This window comes from Mycobacterium sp. 1482292.6, assembly GCF_001672995.1.
Taxonomy (GTDB): domain Bacteria; phylum Actinomycetota; class Actinomycetes; order Mycobacteriales; family Mycobacteriaceae; genus Mycobacterium; species Mycobacterium europaeum_A.
The window spans coordinates 51,704-67,936 of record NZ_LZKV01000135.1; the positions used below are offsets into that span (position 1 = coordinate 51,704).

Consider the following 16,233-nt stretch of genomic DNA (forward strand, 5'->3'; position numbering starts at 1 on the left):
TCGCTCACGGATCCGGCAGGCCGTTGTGGCGATCGAACGGCCGGACGGGGACGCAGGGCGGCAGTCACACCGGCTGTCGTTGCGCGGTGCGGCGCTGCGGGGACGGCGCCGGCCTCCGGAAAAGATCTTCCGAGCGCAACCGGCGTCCCGTGGGGATCGATCGTGACCGGCCAGGAGAGGACAAGCGCATGGCATCCGTCGAAGGTCTGGGCAAGCCGGCATCGGGCTTTGCGATCATCGGTTACGCGGCGCGATTCCCCGGAGCCGCCGATGCCGACGAGTTCTGGGATCTGTTGCAGCACGGCCGCGACGCGATATCCGAAGTGCCGCAAGACCGCTGGGACGTCGACGAATTCTTCGACCCCGAACCGGGGGCGCCCGGCAAGGTCGTCACCCGTCGTGCCGGCTTCGTCGATGACGTAACGGGATTCGACGCGCCGTTCTTCGGCATGTCGACCCGCGAGGTCAGGCTGATGGACCCGCAGCACCGCATCCTGCTGGAAACGGCATGGCGCGCGGTCGAGCATTCAGGCACTGCGCCAACCGATCTGGCTGACACCAACACCGGGGTCTTTGTCGGTTTGGCCACGCACGACTACCTGGGAATGGCATCCGACGAGCTGACGTACCCCGAAATCGAGGCCTACATGGCCATCGGGACCTCGAACGCCGCGGCCGCCGGCCGGATCAGCTATCGGCTGGGACTGCAGGGTCCGGCCGTCGCCGTCGACACGGCGTGCAGCTCGTCGCTGGTGGCGATCCATCAGGCGTGCCAGGCGCTGCGCCTCGGGGAATGCGACCTGGCGCTGGCCGGCGGCGCGAACGTGCTGCTCACCCCGGCGACCATGATCACGTTCTCCAGCGCGCACATGCTCGCCCCTGACGGCCGGTGCAAGACATTCGATGCGGCCGCGGACGGCTACGTGCGCGGCGAGGGCTGCGGCGTCATCGTGATCAAGCGCCTGGAGGACGCGATCCGCGACGGCGATCGGATCCGCGCCGTGATCCGCGGCAGTGCGATCAACCAGGACGGCGCCTCGGGGGGCCTGACCGTACCCAATGGCGTTGCCCAGCAAAGGGTTATCGCCGATGCGCTCAAGCGGGCCGACCTCGAACCACGCGACGTCGGATACCTGGAAGCGCACGGCACCGGGACGTCGCTGGGTGACCCCATCGAAGCGCAGGCCGCGGGCGCGGTGCTCGGCGCCGGGCGCGAACCCTCCCGGCCGCTGCTGATGGGTTCGGTGAAGACGAACATCGGACACCTGGAAGCGGCCGCGGGCATCGCCGGGGTGATCAAGGTCATCCTGTCGCTCGAGAACGAACTGATCCCGCAACACCTCCACTTCGAGAACCCGTCGCCCCACATCCCCTGGGACCGGCTCGCGGTGCAGGTCGTCGAGCAGCCCACCGCCTGGGAACGCAACGGAGAGCCGCGCATTGCCGGCATCAGCTCGTTCGGCTTCGCCGGCACCAACGCTCACGTCATTCTCTCCGAAGCTCCCGAGCAAACGGAACCCGTTTCCCCGGCACCGCTTCCGGTCGAGCATTCCGGGCACCGCCGGTTCAGCATCCTCCCGCTTTCGGCGCGAACGCCCGCCGCGTTGGCGCGGCTCGCGGCCGACTACCGCAGCTGGTTGAGCGCGCACCCCGAGGCCACCCTCGCGGACGTGTGCTACACCGCCGGGGCGGGTCGGGCACACCTGGAGCAGCGGGCCGCGCTGGTGGTCAACTCGCGAGAATCCGCGCTGGAACTACTCGGCGCTCTGGCGGACGACCGCCCGGCACCGGGGTTGTTCCGCGGAGAATCGCAGGAGCCACCGAAGACCGCGTGGCTGTTCACCGGTCAGGGCAGCCAATACCCCGGCATGGCTCGAGAGTTGTTCGACAGCGAGCCGGTGTTTGCCGAGACGCTGAATCGGTGCGCCGCCGCGGTTGCCGACGTTCTCCAAAGGCCTTTGCTGGACGTTGTTTTCGATGCGGACGGCCCGGACGGCGAAGCGACGCTGCAGCAAACGTCCTACGCGCAACCCGGACTGTTCGCGGTGGAGATGGGCCTGGCCCGGCTTTGGCAGTCGTGGGGCTTCGAGCCCGACGTGGTGCTGGGCCACAGCGTCGGCCAGTATTCGGCGGCCTGCGTGGCGGGCGTGTTCAGTCTCGAGGACGGTGCCCTGCTGATGGCCGAACGCGGTCGTCTGTTCGGCAGCCTGCCTTCGGGTGGCCGGATGGTCGCGGTCTTCACCGCCGCCGAGCGGGTCGAGCGACTCACCGACGAGTTCCCCAGCCTGTCGGTGGCCGCCTACAACGGCGCCAACACCGTGTTGTCCGGTCCGGTGGCGGACCTGCAGCGGGCGGTGGCCGCAGTGTCGGCCGACGGTGTTCGGTGTGACTGGCTGGACACCAGCCACGCCTTCCACTCGGCGCTGCTGGACCCGATCCTCGACGAATTCGAAACGTATGCGGGGCGGTTCGACTTCAAAGCGCCGCAACGAATCCTGATCGACAACCGCACCGGAGCGGCGCTGGGCCGCAGCGTGAAGCTCGATGGCGCTTACTGGCGCCGTCACGCGCGCCAGCCGGTGGAATTCGCCAAGAGCGTGCGCACCCTCGCCGAGCTGAGCTGCAAGGTGTTGCTCGAGATCGGCCCGCGACCGGTGCTCACCGCCTCGGCCCTGAGCGCATGGCCCGACCCGGCCACCGCACCGCGGGCGATCACGTCGCTGCGCCGTAACACCGCCGACCACCGGCAGATAACCGAAGCGGTTGCCGACGCGTATGTCCTTGGCCACCTGCCCGACTTCGCGGCGTTCGGGCAGGCGCACGCACGCAAGCTGGACCTGCCCACCTATCCCTTTGAGCGGCGTCAGTACTGGTTCCGCGACGACCGCGAGCGCCCCGACCAACGCCGCGACGTCGGTGGGCCGCGCACCGAAGCGGTCCGCCTTCTCGAGGACGGCCGGATCGAGGAACTCGCGACGCTGCTCGACGGCGCGAGCGGCGATCATCAGACCCTGCAGGTGCTCACCAAGCTTGCGGCACAACACAATCAACAGCGCACCACCCGGTCCATCGAGAACGACCGCTACGAGATCCGCTGGGACACATCGACCGCCGAGCCGTCACCGGCAGACGTGGGCGGGGAGTCGCGGTGGGTCATCGTCGCCGACGGTACCGACGCGGTCCAGCCGTTGGTCGACGCGCTGACCGCACGCAACGACCGATTCGAGGTCATCGGGTTGCCGGTGTCCGACGCGGACGAGGAACACCTCGTGGGCGTGTTTCGCGCCGCCGCTGCGGACGATTCGACGCTTCGCGTCGTGCATGCCGCGGCCCTGGAGGCGGGGACCACGCCGTCGATGCGCTCACTGTTGCGGATGCAGCACCGGATCCTCGGCGGGACGCGGCGGCTGTTTCGTGCCGCGGTCGCCGCGCAGTTGCGCAGTCCCATCTGGGTCGTGACGCGCGGCGCGCAGCGCGTCACCGATACGGACACGGTGGCGCCGCACCAGAGCAGCCTGTGGGGCTTCAGTCGCGCCGCATCGCTGGAGCTGCCGCAGGTATGGGGCGGACTCGCGGACTTATCAGCGGGGACCGCCGACGAATGGACTGCGCTCATCGACCGGATCGCCCCCGCGGACGACGCGGCGATCAGGGAAGACCAGCTCGCGCTGCGTGATCGGGCGGTCTACGTTCCCCGGTTGGTTCGGCGCACCGAGACCCCGAGCGGCACGTCGCTGCAATTGCGCAATGACGCAACGTATTTGGTGACCGGCGGGCTGGGTGCGATCGGGCTGGAGATCGCCGGGCACCTGGCCGCCAACGGCGCCGGGCATCTGGTGTTAACCGGTCGGCGCGCGCCGACCGATGCGGTCCGACAGCGCATCGACGCACTCGGTGAGGCGCACGGCTGCCAAATCCGGGTCGTGGCAGCCGATGTCGCCGACGCGCACGACGTCGCACGCCTGCTGGCGGGCGTGCAGGCCGAGTTGCCGCCGTTGGCCGGCATCGTCCATGCCGCGGGGGAGATCGGTACCACGCCCCTGAGCGCCTTGGACGATGCCGAGGTCGATCGCGTCTTCGCCGGAAAAGTCTGGGGCGCCTGGCATTTGAGCGAGGCGGCGACGGACCTGAAGCTCGACTTCTTCCTCAGCACGTCCTCGATCGCCTCGGTGTGGGGTGGATTCGGCCAGAGCGCCTACGGCGCGGCGAACGCCTTCCTGGACGGGCTGGCGTGGCGGCTGCGCGAACAGGGCATCCTCGGCGTGAGCGTCAACTTCGGGCCGTGGGCGGCCGGTATGGCCGACGCGGAATCTCGTGCGCGACTGGATCAGCGCGGGATCCGTACGCTGGCACCAGCCGATGCGCTTGCGGGGTTGTCCGATGTGGCGGCGGCCGCCTCGGCGCGGGGCGCTGCCCACGGAGTAGTGGCCCGAATCGACTGGACCCGCTTCTTGCCGCTCTACCAGCAAGCGGGTCGGCGGGCGTTCCTGGCGGAGCTGGAGCGCGAGGTGCCCGCTGCGGTGCCCGCAGCGACGCCGGCCGGGAACACCCCGTTGGTCGACCGGCTCACGGCCGCTCCGGTACAGCAGCGCAAGAAACTGTTGACCGATTATCTGCGTGATGCGGTCGCGGAGGTGACCCGCGTCGACGCCGCCGAGATCCGCGAGGACGCAGGGTTTTTCGATCTCGGCATGGATTCGTTGATGGCGGTCGAATTGCGTCGGCGCATCGAGGAAGGGGTGGGTAAGCAGGTCCCGGCCACCCTGGCGATGGATCACCCACGGCTGTCCGACGTGGCCGACTACCTGCTCGGCGACGTGCTCGAGCTCCGCGATCAAACGTCCTCGAAAACGCGGTCCCAGCCGGCAGCGGTGGTGACGACCCGCACGGACGAACCGATCGCGATCGTCGCGGTGTCCTGCCGTTTCCCCGGCGCGCCCGACCCGGAAGCGTTCTGGCAGGTGCTGTCCGAAGGGGTCGACGCGATCCGGGAGGTCCCGGAGGACCGATTCGACATCGACGAGTTCTACGACCCGGATCCGGACGCCCCAGGCAAGACCTACACCCGGTTCGGCGGATTCCTGGACGAAATCGACGGATTCGATCCCGAATTCTTCGGCATCTCGCCCCGCGAGGCCGTCTGGATCGAGCCGCAGCAGCGGCTGATGCTCGAAACGGCGTGGGAGGGCCTGGAACGCGCCGGGTACTCGCCGGCCGCATTGCGCGGCAGCCGAACCGGAGTCTTCACCGGTGTGGCGGCCAACGAATACGCGCATCTGCTGTCATCGGAGTCGATCGACAAGATCGAACCGCACTTCATCACCGGCAATGCGCTCAACGCCATCTCCGGTCGGGTCGCCTTCGCGCTGGGACTCGAGGGACCGGCGGTGGCGATCGACACCGCATGCAGTTCGGCGCTGGTGGCCGTCCATCAGGCCTGCCAGGCGTTGCGGTCCGGCGACTGCGACATGGCGCTGGCCGGCGGAGTGAACGTCCTGCTGAGTCCTGTGACGGTCATCGCGGCCTCCCGCGCGCGGATGCTTTCCCCGGTGGGCCGATGCAAGACGTTCGACGCCTCCGCCGACGGTTACGTGCGCAGCGAGGGCTGCGGAATCCTCGTACTGAAGAGGTTGAGCGACGCGGAGCGCGACGGCGACCGGATCTGCGCGGTGATCACCAGCAGCGCGGTCAACCAGGACGGCGCGTCCAGCGGTTTGACTGTGCCCAATGGTGGTGCGCAGCAACGGCTCATCGGGATGGCGCTGGCTCGTGCGGGTCTGGCCGGCGGGGACGTCGACTACCTCGAGGCGCACGGGACGGGCACCCCGTTGGGTGATCCGATCGAGGTGCAGGCCGCGGCCGCCGCCTACGGCGCCTCGCGCGACGCCGACCGGCCGCTACTGATGGGCTCGGTGAAGACCAACATCGGTCACACCGAATCCGCTTCGGGCGCAGCCGGTCTGATCAAAGTCGTGTTGTCGCTGCAGCACGAGGTCCTGCCGCCGAGCCTGCACTTCGAGCAACCGTCGCCGCACATTCCGTGGGACTCGCTGCCCGTGCGGGTGGTCGACAAGACGATGCCGTGGCAGCCCAACGGCAGGCCGCGGCGCGCGGGCGTGAGCTCGTTCGGGTTCACCGGAACCAACGCGCACGTCCTGGTGGAGGAGGCACCGGCGCGCGCCGTATCCGCCGACCCGAACCCCGCCGACGACGCCGCCGCGGACTCGGCGTCGCACGCTCAGGGCGCCACGGTGCTCGCGCTGTCCGCGCGGTCACCCGAAGCGCTGGTGGCGTTGGCGCAGCGTTACGAGGCGTGGCTGGCCGCCCACCCGGATGCGGACCTCACCGAGGTATGCCTCACCGCCGGAACGGGCCGGTCACACTTCGAACACCGCGCCGCCCTGGTGGTGGACTCGCTCGAGAGCGCGCGCGACGCCCTGGCCGAATTGGCCGAGAACCGCCTGCGGCCCGGCGTTGTGCGTGGCGAACACACACACCACCCGATGACGGCATGGTTGTTCACCGGCCAGGGCAGCCAGTACCCGGGGATGGCGCGTGAGTTGTTCGACACCGAACCGGTTTTCGCCGAAACGGTGACGCGGTGCGCGGACGCGGTCCGTGACATCCTGCCGCATCCCTTGCTGGAGGTGCTGTTCGCCACCGATCGCGAAACGGGGGGCAAAGCCGGAGAGAGGCTGCGGCACACGTCGTTTGCGCAGCCGGCGCTGTTCGCCGTCGAAATGGGCCTGGCCCGGCTGTGGCAGTCGTGGGGGATCGAACCCGATGTGGTGCTCGGGCACAGCGTCGGCCAGTACGCGGCGGCCTGCGTGGCCGGGGTGTTCAGTCTCGAGGACGGCGCCCGGCTGATGGCCGAGCGCGGCCGGATGTTCGGCAGCCTGCCCGAGGGCGGACGGATGGTGGCGGTATTCGCCGACGCCAAGCACGTCGAGGAGGTCGCCGGCGGATTCCCGCGAGTGTCGGTCGGCGCGTACAACGGACCGAATACGGTGCTGTCGGGTCCGGGCGAGGACCTCGAACAGATCGTCGCCAAGTTCGGCGACGAGGCGATCCGCTGCACGTGGCTGCAGACCAGCCACGCCTTCCACTCCGAGTTGTTGGATCCGGTGCTCGACGAATTCGAGTCCTACGCAGCGCAATTGGAGTTCGCCGCCCCGACGATGCCGTTGATCTGCAACCGCACCGGGGCCGTGCTGACGGGCCAAACCCCGCTCGACGCCGCGTACTGGCGGCGCCATTCCCGCCAGCCGGTGCAGTTCGCCGAAAGCGTGCGCACCGCGGCGGCGCTGGGCTGCTCGGTGTTGATGGAGATCGGTCCGCAACCGGTGCTGACCGGTGCCGCGGTGCAGGTCTGGCCGGAGCACCTGACCGCACCGCGGGCGATCGTCTCGCTGCGTAAGGGCGTCGGCGATCGGCGCCAGATCGCCGACGCGCTGGCCGCGGCCTACGTCGGCGGCCATCGTCCGGATTTCGCTGCGCTGCATGGTCAGCGACGTCGCAGCATCGAACTGCCCACCTATCCGTTCCAGCGCCGCCGGTTCTGGCCCAAGACATCCGGCACCGCCGTCGTCGGAGGGGCCGGCCCGTCTTCGGGCATCCTGGGCAGCGCGAAGGACCTCGCCTCGGGCGACTCCGTCTACACCAGCAGGTTGTCCGTCAAATCGCAGCCGTGGTTATCCGATCACGTCATCTACGGCACGGTCGTGGTGCCCGGCGCAACCTACGCGGCGATGGCGTTGGCCGCGGTCGGCACTCCGGCACGGGCGAAGGACGTCTTCTTCTACGAGCCGATCATCTTGCCGGAGAAGAGTTCTCGCGAGGTACAGCTGACCTTGCACCCGGTGCAGGCAGGTCGCGAATTCACCTTCCAGGTGCACAGCCGTCCCTACGGGGAACGCGGCGCCGAGTGGTCGTTGAACGCCGAAGGCACCGTGGTCGCCGGCGCGGACGACGTCACCGACGAGCCGGTGTCCGACGACGGTGATCCGATCGACGAAGCGCTCGAGCGGCTGAACCGCATGCGTCCACAGGAGTTGTTCGAGACCTTCGCCGACTTGGAGCTGGCCTGGGGACCGACCTGGTCCGGTTCCCTGAAGTCACTGTGGCTCGGTGACGGCGAGGCGGTCGGCGACATCCTCGTCGGTGCCGAACTCGCCGAACAACTCGGCAGCGAGCCGATGCACCCGGTGCTGATGGACCTGTGCACCGGGGTCGCCTTCCCAGCCTTCCCGGCGCTGCTCGCCGCAGAACAGGGCGTCAACGATCTGTTCCTGCCGCTGCGCTACGGGCAAGTGATGTTGCGGGAGAAGATGCCGCGGCGGTTCTACTGCCGTGCGAGGTGGCACACCAGCGAACTCAACAGCGAGACCCAGGTATTCGACCTCGATTTCGTCGACCGGGACGGCCGCCGGCTGGGCGGGATTCGCGAGTTCACGGTGAAACGCGCACCGCGCGAGGCGTTGCTGCGCGGCCTCGGCGGCGATGCCACCCGGCTGCTGTACACCCTCGGCTGGCACGAGGTGCCGGCGCCGCCGGCTGAAGAAGCCGCAGAGATCGGCGGCACCTGGTTGATCGCCGGATTCGACGAACTGGCCGCCAAGGTGCCGGGCTGCATCCCGTTCGACCGGAGCGCAGATCCGCAGCCGTTGGGGCAGGTGCTGACTCAGGCCGCCGAGCGGGGGCTGCCGTTCGCCGGCGTCGTCTGGCGCGGCGAAGCGCCCAACGCGGGCGAAGGTGGCGCCGACTCGACCAATGGGGCGGCGCGCCTCGAGACCGAGATCGCCAATCTGCTCAGCGCCGTGCACGCGGTGCAGGGCGGCGGCGTGAATTTGCCTGGGGGACTGTGGATCGTCACCGAGCGGGCCGTGGCATGCGAATCCGGCGAGCCGGTCGACCCGGTGCAGGCGGCGCTGTGGGGGCTCGGGCGCACCACGATCAACGAGGAACCGGCGCTGCGCGCCAAGTTGATCGATTGCGACGGATCACGGGAGGCCGTGCACGCGCTGGCCAACCTGTTGGCCACCCCGGTGGACGAACCGGAACTGGCGGTGCGACAAGGAAAGCTGCTGGCATCCCGGTTGCTGCCGTGGGCGCGCAGCGGTCATCTCACGGTGCCGCGTGCGGGCGACTACGTCCTGGCGCCCACCGAGCGCGGCGCGATCGACAACCTGCGACTCACGGAAGTGGACGTCGCACCTCCGGGCGAGGGCTATGTGCAGGTCCGGGTGGAGGCCTCGGGCCTCAACTTCCGCGACGTGCTCAACGTCCTCGGCCTCTATCCGGGCGACCCGGGACCCATCGGCGGTGATTTCGCCGGCGTCGTCACGCAATTGGGCGCCGGCGTCACCGGGCTCGAGGTCGGTCAGCGCGTGTACGGCTTCATGCAGGGGGCGTTCTCCAGCCGGTTCAACGTGCCCGCCCAGCTGCTCGCGCCGATCCCCGACGGAGTCAGTGCGGTCGAGGCGGCCACCATTCCCGCTGCGGCGCTGACGGTTCGGCTCGCGTTCGACTGGGCACAGCTGAAGCCCGGCGACCGTGTGCTCATCCACGCCGCCAGCGGCGGTGTCGGCCTGGCGGCCATCCAGATGGCTCAGCAGTGCGGTGCCACCGTCTTCGCCACCGCCAGCACCTTCAAGCGCGCGACGCTGCGCAAGCTGGGTGTGGAGTACGTCTATGACTCGCGCACAACGGATTTCGCCGACCAGATCCTCGCCGACACCGACGGTGCCGGCGTCGACGTGGTGCTCAACAGCCTGACCAGCGAGGGGCTCCTCGAAGCGACCGTGCGGGCGACCGCCCAGAACGGCCGCTTCGCCGAGATCGCCAAGCGCGACATCTGGACACCCGAGCAGATGGCGCAGGCCCGTCCCGACATCGCCTACGAGATCGTGGCGCTGGACACGGTGACCTTCCAAGAGCCCGAACGTATTCGGGGCTTGCTGACCGAGGTGTCACAGGGATTGGCCGACGGGGACTGGACACCGCTGCCGGCCGAGATCTACCCCCTGACCGAGGCGCGGGCCGCGTTCCGCCGCATGCAGCAAGCGCGGCACATCGGCAAGATCGTGGTGCAGATACCCAATCCGCTGCAGCCGCGGGCGGATCGGAGCTACCTGATCACCGGTGGACTGGGAGCCATCGGTCTGCACACGGCGTCGTATCTGGCGCAGCTCGGTGCCGGTGACATCGTGCTGACCAGCCGACGGGAGCCGGGTGCGGACGCGCAACGGTTGATCGAGGAGATGACCGAGCGCTACAAGTGCCGCATCCATGTCTTCACCGCCGACGTCGGCAACGAGTCCGAGGTTGCCGCGCTGCTGGCGCGCATCCGCGCGGAGCTGCCACCGTTGGCCGGCGTGGCCCATCTGGCCGGCGTGCTCGATGATGCGCTGCTGTCCCAGCAGAGCCTGGAACGGTTCCGGACAACGTTGGCGCCCAAGGCATTCGGCGCATGCCACCTGGACAGGTTGACCCGAGACGACGAGCTCGACTTCTTCATCGTGTCCTCGTCGGTGTCGAGCTTGTTCGGTTCGCCCGGTCAGTCCAACTACGCGACCGCCAACGCGCTGCTCGACGGCCTGGTCGCACAGCGCAGGGCGCAGGGCCTGCCGGCCACCGGCGTCAACTTCGGTCCCTGGGCCCAGGGCGGGATGGCCTCCTCGGAGGCCGCGACCGCCAACATCAGTGCGCAGGGCCTGATTCCGCTGGAACCGTCGGCGGCCCTGGGTGCCCTCGCCGAGGTCGTCGCGAACGGAACCGGCCAGGCCACCGTCCTCAAGGCCAACTGGCAGCGCGCCGCGAAGGTGCTGGGCAGTTCGCGACCACCGATCCTCGACGTGGTGTTGCCCAGTGCGGTCGGAGAGGTGACCGGTGACAGCGAGTTGCTCAAGCAGCTCATGGAGATTCCGGTGCCACAGCGCGCCGGTTTCGTGACCGAATTCCTGCAACGAGAGGTGCAGAACTTCCTGCGGCTCGCCTCACCGCCGGCGGCGAGCAGCCGGTTCCTGGACCTGGGGACGGATTCGTTGATGGCGATCGAGCTGCGCAACCGGCTGCACAGTCAGTTCGGCGGTAAGTTCACGATCAACGCGACTGCGGTGTTCGACTATCCGACCATCGGAGGCCTGGCCGAATACCTCGTGGGTCAGCTGCCCGACGCGGACACCGAGCCGGGCCAGCCGGAACCGGTTGCGGCGCAGGAGCCGCAATGATGTCAGGCGCTGATGTCGAACCCGGTGATGACCTTGGTCGGACGCAGCCGCACCACTAATTCGCCGGGAACGGCGTTGCGCCTGCCGAATTCGTCGGCGCGGTCGGCGCCCATGTAGCGGCCCCCGGTGCGGGTCGCGACGTCCAGCACGTCCTGGGGATCCTCGCTGACCGTGGCCACGCCCTGCACCTGGACGAACGAATACGGCGGATGAGGGTCGTCGACGCAGATCACCACTCGCGGATCGCGGGCCAGGGCACGGCCTTTCGACGTGTCGCGACCGGTGTTGAACGCCAACTGCCCGTAATCGACGACGAACCACACCGGGGCGACCAGCGGCCTGCCATCGGCGGCGACGTAGCCCAGCATCCCGGTACGGGTGCCGGTCGAGAGGAACTCGATGACCTTTTCGGTCAGCTCGGCCATGCGTTAGAGGCGGGCCAGGTCGTAGTCGCCGAGGTGGTCGATCAGGTTGTGCAGGTGCTCACCCGAGGTGCCCAGCGTGTGCTCGATCGCGGTGAGCCGGGCGGCATAGTGGCTGACCGGGTATTCCGCGGTCACCCCGATGCCGCCGTGCATCTGGACCGACTCCTGCGCGATGTGCCGGCCCGAACGGCCGACCTGCAGCTTGGCGCGCGAGGCGATCACCGGGTCGATGTTGCCGTCAGCGATCGACATGGCCGCGTACAGGGTCATGCTGCGGGCCAGTTCCAGCGAGACGTACATGTCGGCCGCGCGTTGCGTGAGCGCCTGGAATTTGTTGAGCGTGACGCCGAACTGCTTGCGGGTCTTGAGGTAATCAGTGGTCAGGCGCAGCGATTCCTCCATGGCGCCCAGCGCTTCGGCGCACAACGCGGACTGGATGCGCACGATGGCGTCGCGGATCGCGCCCGACGCGTCGACCGCCTCGCCGAGGGGTTCGGCGGCAGTGGAGTCCAGGTCGATCTGGGCGCCGCGCTGTCCGTCGAACGTCCGGAACGGGTGCCTGGTGACCGATGCCGCATCGACCAGGAACAGGCCGGCGCCGCCGCTTGGCAGGGCGGCGCTGACCACCAGGGTGTCGGCGGCGTCCCCGGCCAGCACCGGGTTCTTCCGACCGCTCAAGGTCCACGAATCACCTTGCTGCGCAGCCTTGGTGCTCAACTCGGCGGACGGATCGCGCTGCCCCGGCTCGAGGTGGGCGAACGCCAGCAGCCGCTGCCCGCCCGCGACCTCGTCGAGCAGTTCCTTCTGCGCGTCGGTGCCCAGCTCGGCGATCAGCGCACCGGGTCCCAGCGCGGCGTGCAGTACCGGTTCGGGGGCGAGGCGGCGCCCGACCTCGTTGAGCACCACCATGATCTCGATCTGGCCGGACTCGTCCGGATCGAAACCGAGGCCGAGGATGCCGGTGTCGGCGAGCTGGCTCCAGACCTCGCGGCTCCAGCCGAGATCGGAGCCGATGATCTTGTTGCGGCTTTCCGGGTCGTAGGTGCGCGACAGCAGGTCGCGCGTGGTGTCGCGGAGCAGGGCCTGCTCGTCGCTCAGCTGAAAGTCCATGACTGCCTCACAATCCCAGAATCGTCGACGCGATGATGTTGCGCTGCACCTCGCTGCTGCCGCCGTAGATCGACGTCTTGCGGTAGTTGAGGTAGTGCGGCGCACTGTGTTGGGCCCAGTCCGGCGAGGCGATGTCTTCGCCGTTGGCCGGCAGCGCGTCCGGCCCGGCCACCTCGACGAGCAGTTCGGTGGCCACCTGCTGCAATTGGCTGCCGCGCAGTTTGAGCACCGACGAGGCCGGATTGGGCTGCCCGTCCGCGGAGTCGGTGACGACCCGCGACTGGGTGAGTTCCAGTGCCAGCAGCTCGTTTTCGGCCTCGGCCAGCCGCGCCGCGAACAGCGGGTCGCCCAGCACTCCGGTGGCCTTGGCGTGTTTCTTCACCTCGGCGAGGCGCACCTTGGTCCGTCCCACCCCGGCGATGCCGGTGCGCTCGTTGCCCAGCAGGAATTTCGCGTACGTCCAGCCCTGATTCTCTTCTCCGACAAGCTGATTGGCGGGAACCCGGACGTCCTCGAAGAAGACCTCGTTGATTTCGTGGCCGCCGTCGATCGTCTTGATGGGTCGCAGGGTGATGCCCGGCGTCTTCATGTCGAAGAGCAAAAAGGAGATGCCGGCCTGCCGCTTGGGCGCTTGCGGGTCGGTGCGGACCAGGCAGAAGATCCAGTCCGCGTACTGGCCGAGCGTGGTCCAGGTCTTCTGGCCGTTGACCACGTAGTCGTCGCCGTCCCGCACCGCGGTGGTGCGCAGCGAGGCCAGATCCGACCCCGCCTCGGGCTCGGAGAAGCCCTGGCACCACCAGATGTCGAGGCTGGCGGTTGGGGGCAGGAAGCGTTGTTTGACTTCCTCCGAACCGAATTCGGCGATCACCGGGCCCACCATCTTGGTGTTGAAGTTCAGCGGCTCAGGGACGCACGCCAGCTGCATCTCGTCGGCCCAGATCTGGTGCTGGGTCGGGGTCCAGTCCTTGCCGCCCCATTCCACCGGCCAGTTCGGTACTGCCAGGCCGTGCTCGTGCAGGATCTTGTGGCTGGTGACGATGTCGTCGTGGTTCACTTCGGCCGAGCCGCGGCGTACCCGCTCGCGCAGCTCCTCGGGAATCTTGGTCGTGTAGATGGTGCGGAGTTCGTCGCGGAACGCGGCTTCCTCGGGCGTGAGCGCCAGTTGCATGGCAGCCTCCTGTCGTTTCGGGGTGACCGTGACGACGCAGCGCCCCGAGCTGTTTTCTGGCGGTGCTGGTCGTTCGCTCGACTTCCATCTTGACCCATCCCTCGCGGGCCCCGTGCACAGCCTCGGGTTAATCCACAGATAGCCGTTGAGCGGTGCCGGTGTGACGGTCCGCGGACCTACCGTCGGCCCATGCGAACAGAACTTCCGGCGGAGCGCCTGCACCGGCGGCTCAACGCCGAACCGGAGACCGATGGCGCCGCCGAGCCCGCGGACGCCGGGTCGGCCTCGACGCAGGACACCCCGGACGACGACCAGAATTCACTGTTGCCGCGCTGGCTTCCCGACGCCTCGCAGGACCGCGGCTGGGTGGCCAGGGTGCGCGCCGACCCCGGCCGCGCCGGCGCCATCGGGTTGGCGATCGTGGCGGCGCTGGCGGTGCTGGTCACGGTTTTCACCTTGTTGCGCGACCGGCCGGCGCCGGTGATGTCAGCCAAGCTGCCACCGGTGGAGAAGGTGTCCACCGCCAGGTCGTCGGCCAGCCCGGGTGCGGCGCCACCCGCAAGCCCCGACCGTCCGGTGGTGGTCAGCGTCGTCGGCTTGGTGCACACGCCGGGTTTGGTGACGCTGGCGCCGGGGTCGCGCATCGCCGATGCGCTGCAGGCCGCCGGCGGCGCGGTGAACGGCGCCGACACCATCGGACTGAACATGGCCCGACCGGTCGGTGACGGCGAACAGATCGTGGTCGGCCTCGCTCCCGTTCCGGGCCAGCCGACGGCCCTGGGCAGTTCGGTCGCCACCGCAACGACGCCGACCTCCAAGGCGCCGGCGCCCGGGTCGGGATCGGTCAAGCCGAAGCCGGGCCAGGCGGTCGACCTGAACACCGCGACCGTCGCGGAACTCGACGCTCTGCCCGGCGTTGGGCCGGTCACCGCCGCCGCGATCGTGGCGTGGCGGCAGGCCAACGGCAAATTCACCAGCGTCGACCAGCTCGCCGATGTCGAGGGCATCGGGCCGGCGCGGCTGGAGAAGCTGCGCGCGCTGGTCCGTGTCTGACCCCGGTGCTGCCTCCCGGGCTAGGTGGATCACCGTCGGGGCATGTCGATGTGCGCCTGGTGCCGGCCGCGCTGACCTGCTGGGCGGTGACGGCCGGCGGGATCTGGTGGTCGGCCGGGCGGATCTTCGCCTGGTGCTGCGTCGCGCTGACCGTCGCCGCCGGTGCGCTGGCATGGCGCGCGGCGCGCCGGCCCGGCCGCGTGGCCCGGCTCCGCACGATCAGCGCCGGCCTGGCCGCCGTGGGTGTGGTGGGAGCGGGCTACGGCTTCGCGATCGCGCTGCGCGCCGACGCGGCCGCTCACCACCCGATCACCGCGGCCTTCGGCACCAGCGCCCCGGCTACCGTCACCCCCACCGAGAGCCCGGTGTCGCTGGGCAGCAGCCGGCTGATGTTTCGGGCGACCCTGCAACGCCTGCGCGACGCCGAAATGTCAGGCCGCGTCGTGGTTTTCGCGCGCGCCTCGGACTTCGCCGCCGTGACGGTGGGCCAGCCGGTGCGGTTCACCGCGCGGATCACCCGGCCGACCCGCCGGGACCTGACCGTCGCGGTGCTCAATGCGTCGGGCCCGCCGGCCATGGGCACCGCGAGCGCAGTGCAGTCGGCCGCGCACGGCGTGCGCAGCCGCTTTGCCGCCGCGGTCCGCGCCACGCTGCCCGGCGAGCAGGCGGCGATGCTGCCCGCGCTGGTGCTCGGCGACACCTCGGCGGTGCCAAGTGACACCAGCCGCGACTTTCGTGCGGCCGGCATGACGCACCTGATGGCCGTGTCGGGGGCCAACGTGACGATCGTGTGTGTGGCCGTGCTGTTCTCGGCCCGGCTGATCGGCCCGCGGTCGGCCGTCGCGCTTGCCGCGCTGGCGCTGGTGGCCTTCGTCATCGTCGTGCAGCCGACGGCGAGTGTGGTGCGGGCGGCGGTGATGGGTGCCATCGCGCTGACGGGCATGTTGACTTCGCGTCGGCGGCAAGCCATTCCGGCCCTCGCCGCCACCGTGCTGGTGTTGCTGGCGGTCGCCCCCACGCTGGCCGTGGACGTGGGGTTTGCGCTGTCGGTGCTCGCCACCGCGGCGCTGATCGTCGTCGCGCCGGTCTGGTCGCGGCGCCTGGTCACCAAGGGATGGCCCAAGCCGCTGGCCGACGCGCTCGCCGTCGCGTGGGCCGCGCAGGTGGTGACCGCGCCGCTGGTGGCGGCGATCTCCGGGCGATTCAGCGTGGTTGCCGCCCTGGCGAACCTCGCGGTGGCCGGTGTGAT

Annotated in this window: 6 protein-coding genes; 3 read left to right on the top strand and 3 right to left on the bottom strand. The window is 69.4% G+C overall.

The features are described from left to right. Window positions 1-188 precede the first annotated feature (188 nt). On the top strand, window positions 189-11,228 hold the full coding sequence (locus A5624_RS14100; RefSeq protein WP_066867123.1) for a type I polyketide synthase: 11,040 nt from the start codon (window positions 189-191) through the stop codon (window positions 11,226-11,228). A gap of 2 nt (window positions 11,229-11,230) precedes the next feature. On the opposite strand, the gene A5624_RS14105 is transcribed toward A5624_RS14100, so the two are convergent. The 3 genes from A5624_RS14105 to A5624_RS14115 are packed head-to-tail and all read right to left on the bottom strand — an operon-like array spanning window position 11,231 to window position 13,931. Next, window positions 11,231-11,653, bottom strand: a complete 423-nt coding sequence (locus A5624_RS14105) for a PPOX class F420-dependent oxidoreductase (RefSeq protein WP_066867125.1) — start codon at window positions 11,651-11,653, stop codon at window positions 11,231-11,233. A 3-nt stretch (window positions 11,654-11,656) separates the two neighbouring features. Continuing rightward, on the bottom strand, window positions 11,657-12,763 hold the full coding sequence (locus A5624_RS14110) for an acyl-CoA dehydrogenase family protein (RefSeq protein ID WP_066867127.1): 1,107 nt from the start codon (window positions 12,761-12,763) through the stop codon (window positions 11,657-11,659). 7 nt (window positions 12,764-12,770) lie between these two features. Beyond that, a complete protein-coding gene (locus A5624_RS14115; RefSeq protein ID WP_066867129.1) occupies window positions 12,771-13,931 on the bottom strand; it encodes an acyl-CoA dehydrogenase family protein in 1,161 nt (386 codons plus the stop codon). A 189-nt stretch (window positions 13,932-14,120) separates the two neighbouring features. Between A5624_RS14115 and A5624_RS14120 the strand changes: the two genes are divergently transcribed. Both A5624_RS14120 and A5624_RS14125 read left to right on the top strand, forming a co-directional pair. After that, window positions 14,121-14,984 carry a ComEA family DNA-binding protein gene (locus tag A5624_RS14120; RefSeq protein WP_066867131.1) on the top strand — a complete coding sequence of 288 codons (864 nt, stop codon included), beginning with the start codon at window positions 14,121-14,123 and terminating at the stop codon, window positions 14,982-14,984. A 50-nt stretch (window positions 14,985-15,034) separates the two neighbouring features. Beyond that, a partial coding sequence (locus A5624_RS14125; protein ID WP_066867133.1) for a ComEC/Rec2 family competence protein occupies window positions 15,035-16,233 on the top strand: 1,199 nt, incomplete at its 3' end.

Excerpts from the sequence above, each read along its gene's own strand:
- A5624_RS14100 (WP_066867123.1), top strand. The coding sequence starts at position 189 with ATGGCATCCGTCGAAGGTCTGGGCAAGCCGGCATCGGGCTTTGCGATC.
- A5624_RS14105 (WP_066867125.1), bottom strand. The coding sequence starts at position 11,653 with ATGGCCGAGCTGACCGAAAAGGTCATCGAGTTCCTCTCGACCGGCACC.
- A5624_RS14110 (WP_066867127.1), bottom strand. The coding sequence starts at position 12,763 with ATGGACTTTCAGCTGAGCGACGAGCAGGCCCTGCTCCGCGACACCACG.
- A5624_RS14115 (WP_066867129.1), bottom strand. The coding sequence starts at position 13,931 with ATGCAACTGGCGCTCACGCCCGAGGAAGCCGCGTTCCGCGACGAACTC.
- A5624_RS14120 (WP_066867131.1), top strand. The coding sequence starts at position 14,121 with ATGCGAACAGAACTTCCGGCGGAGCGCCTGCACCGGCGGCTCAACGCC.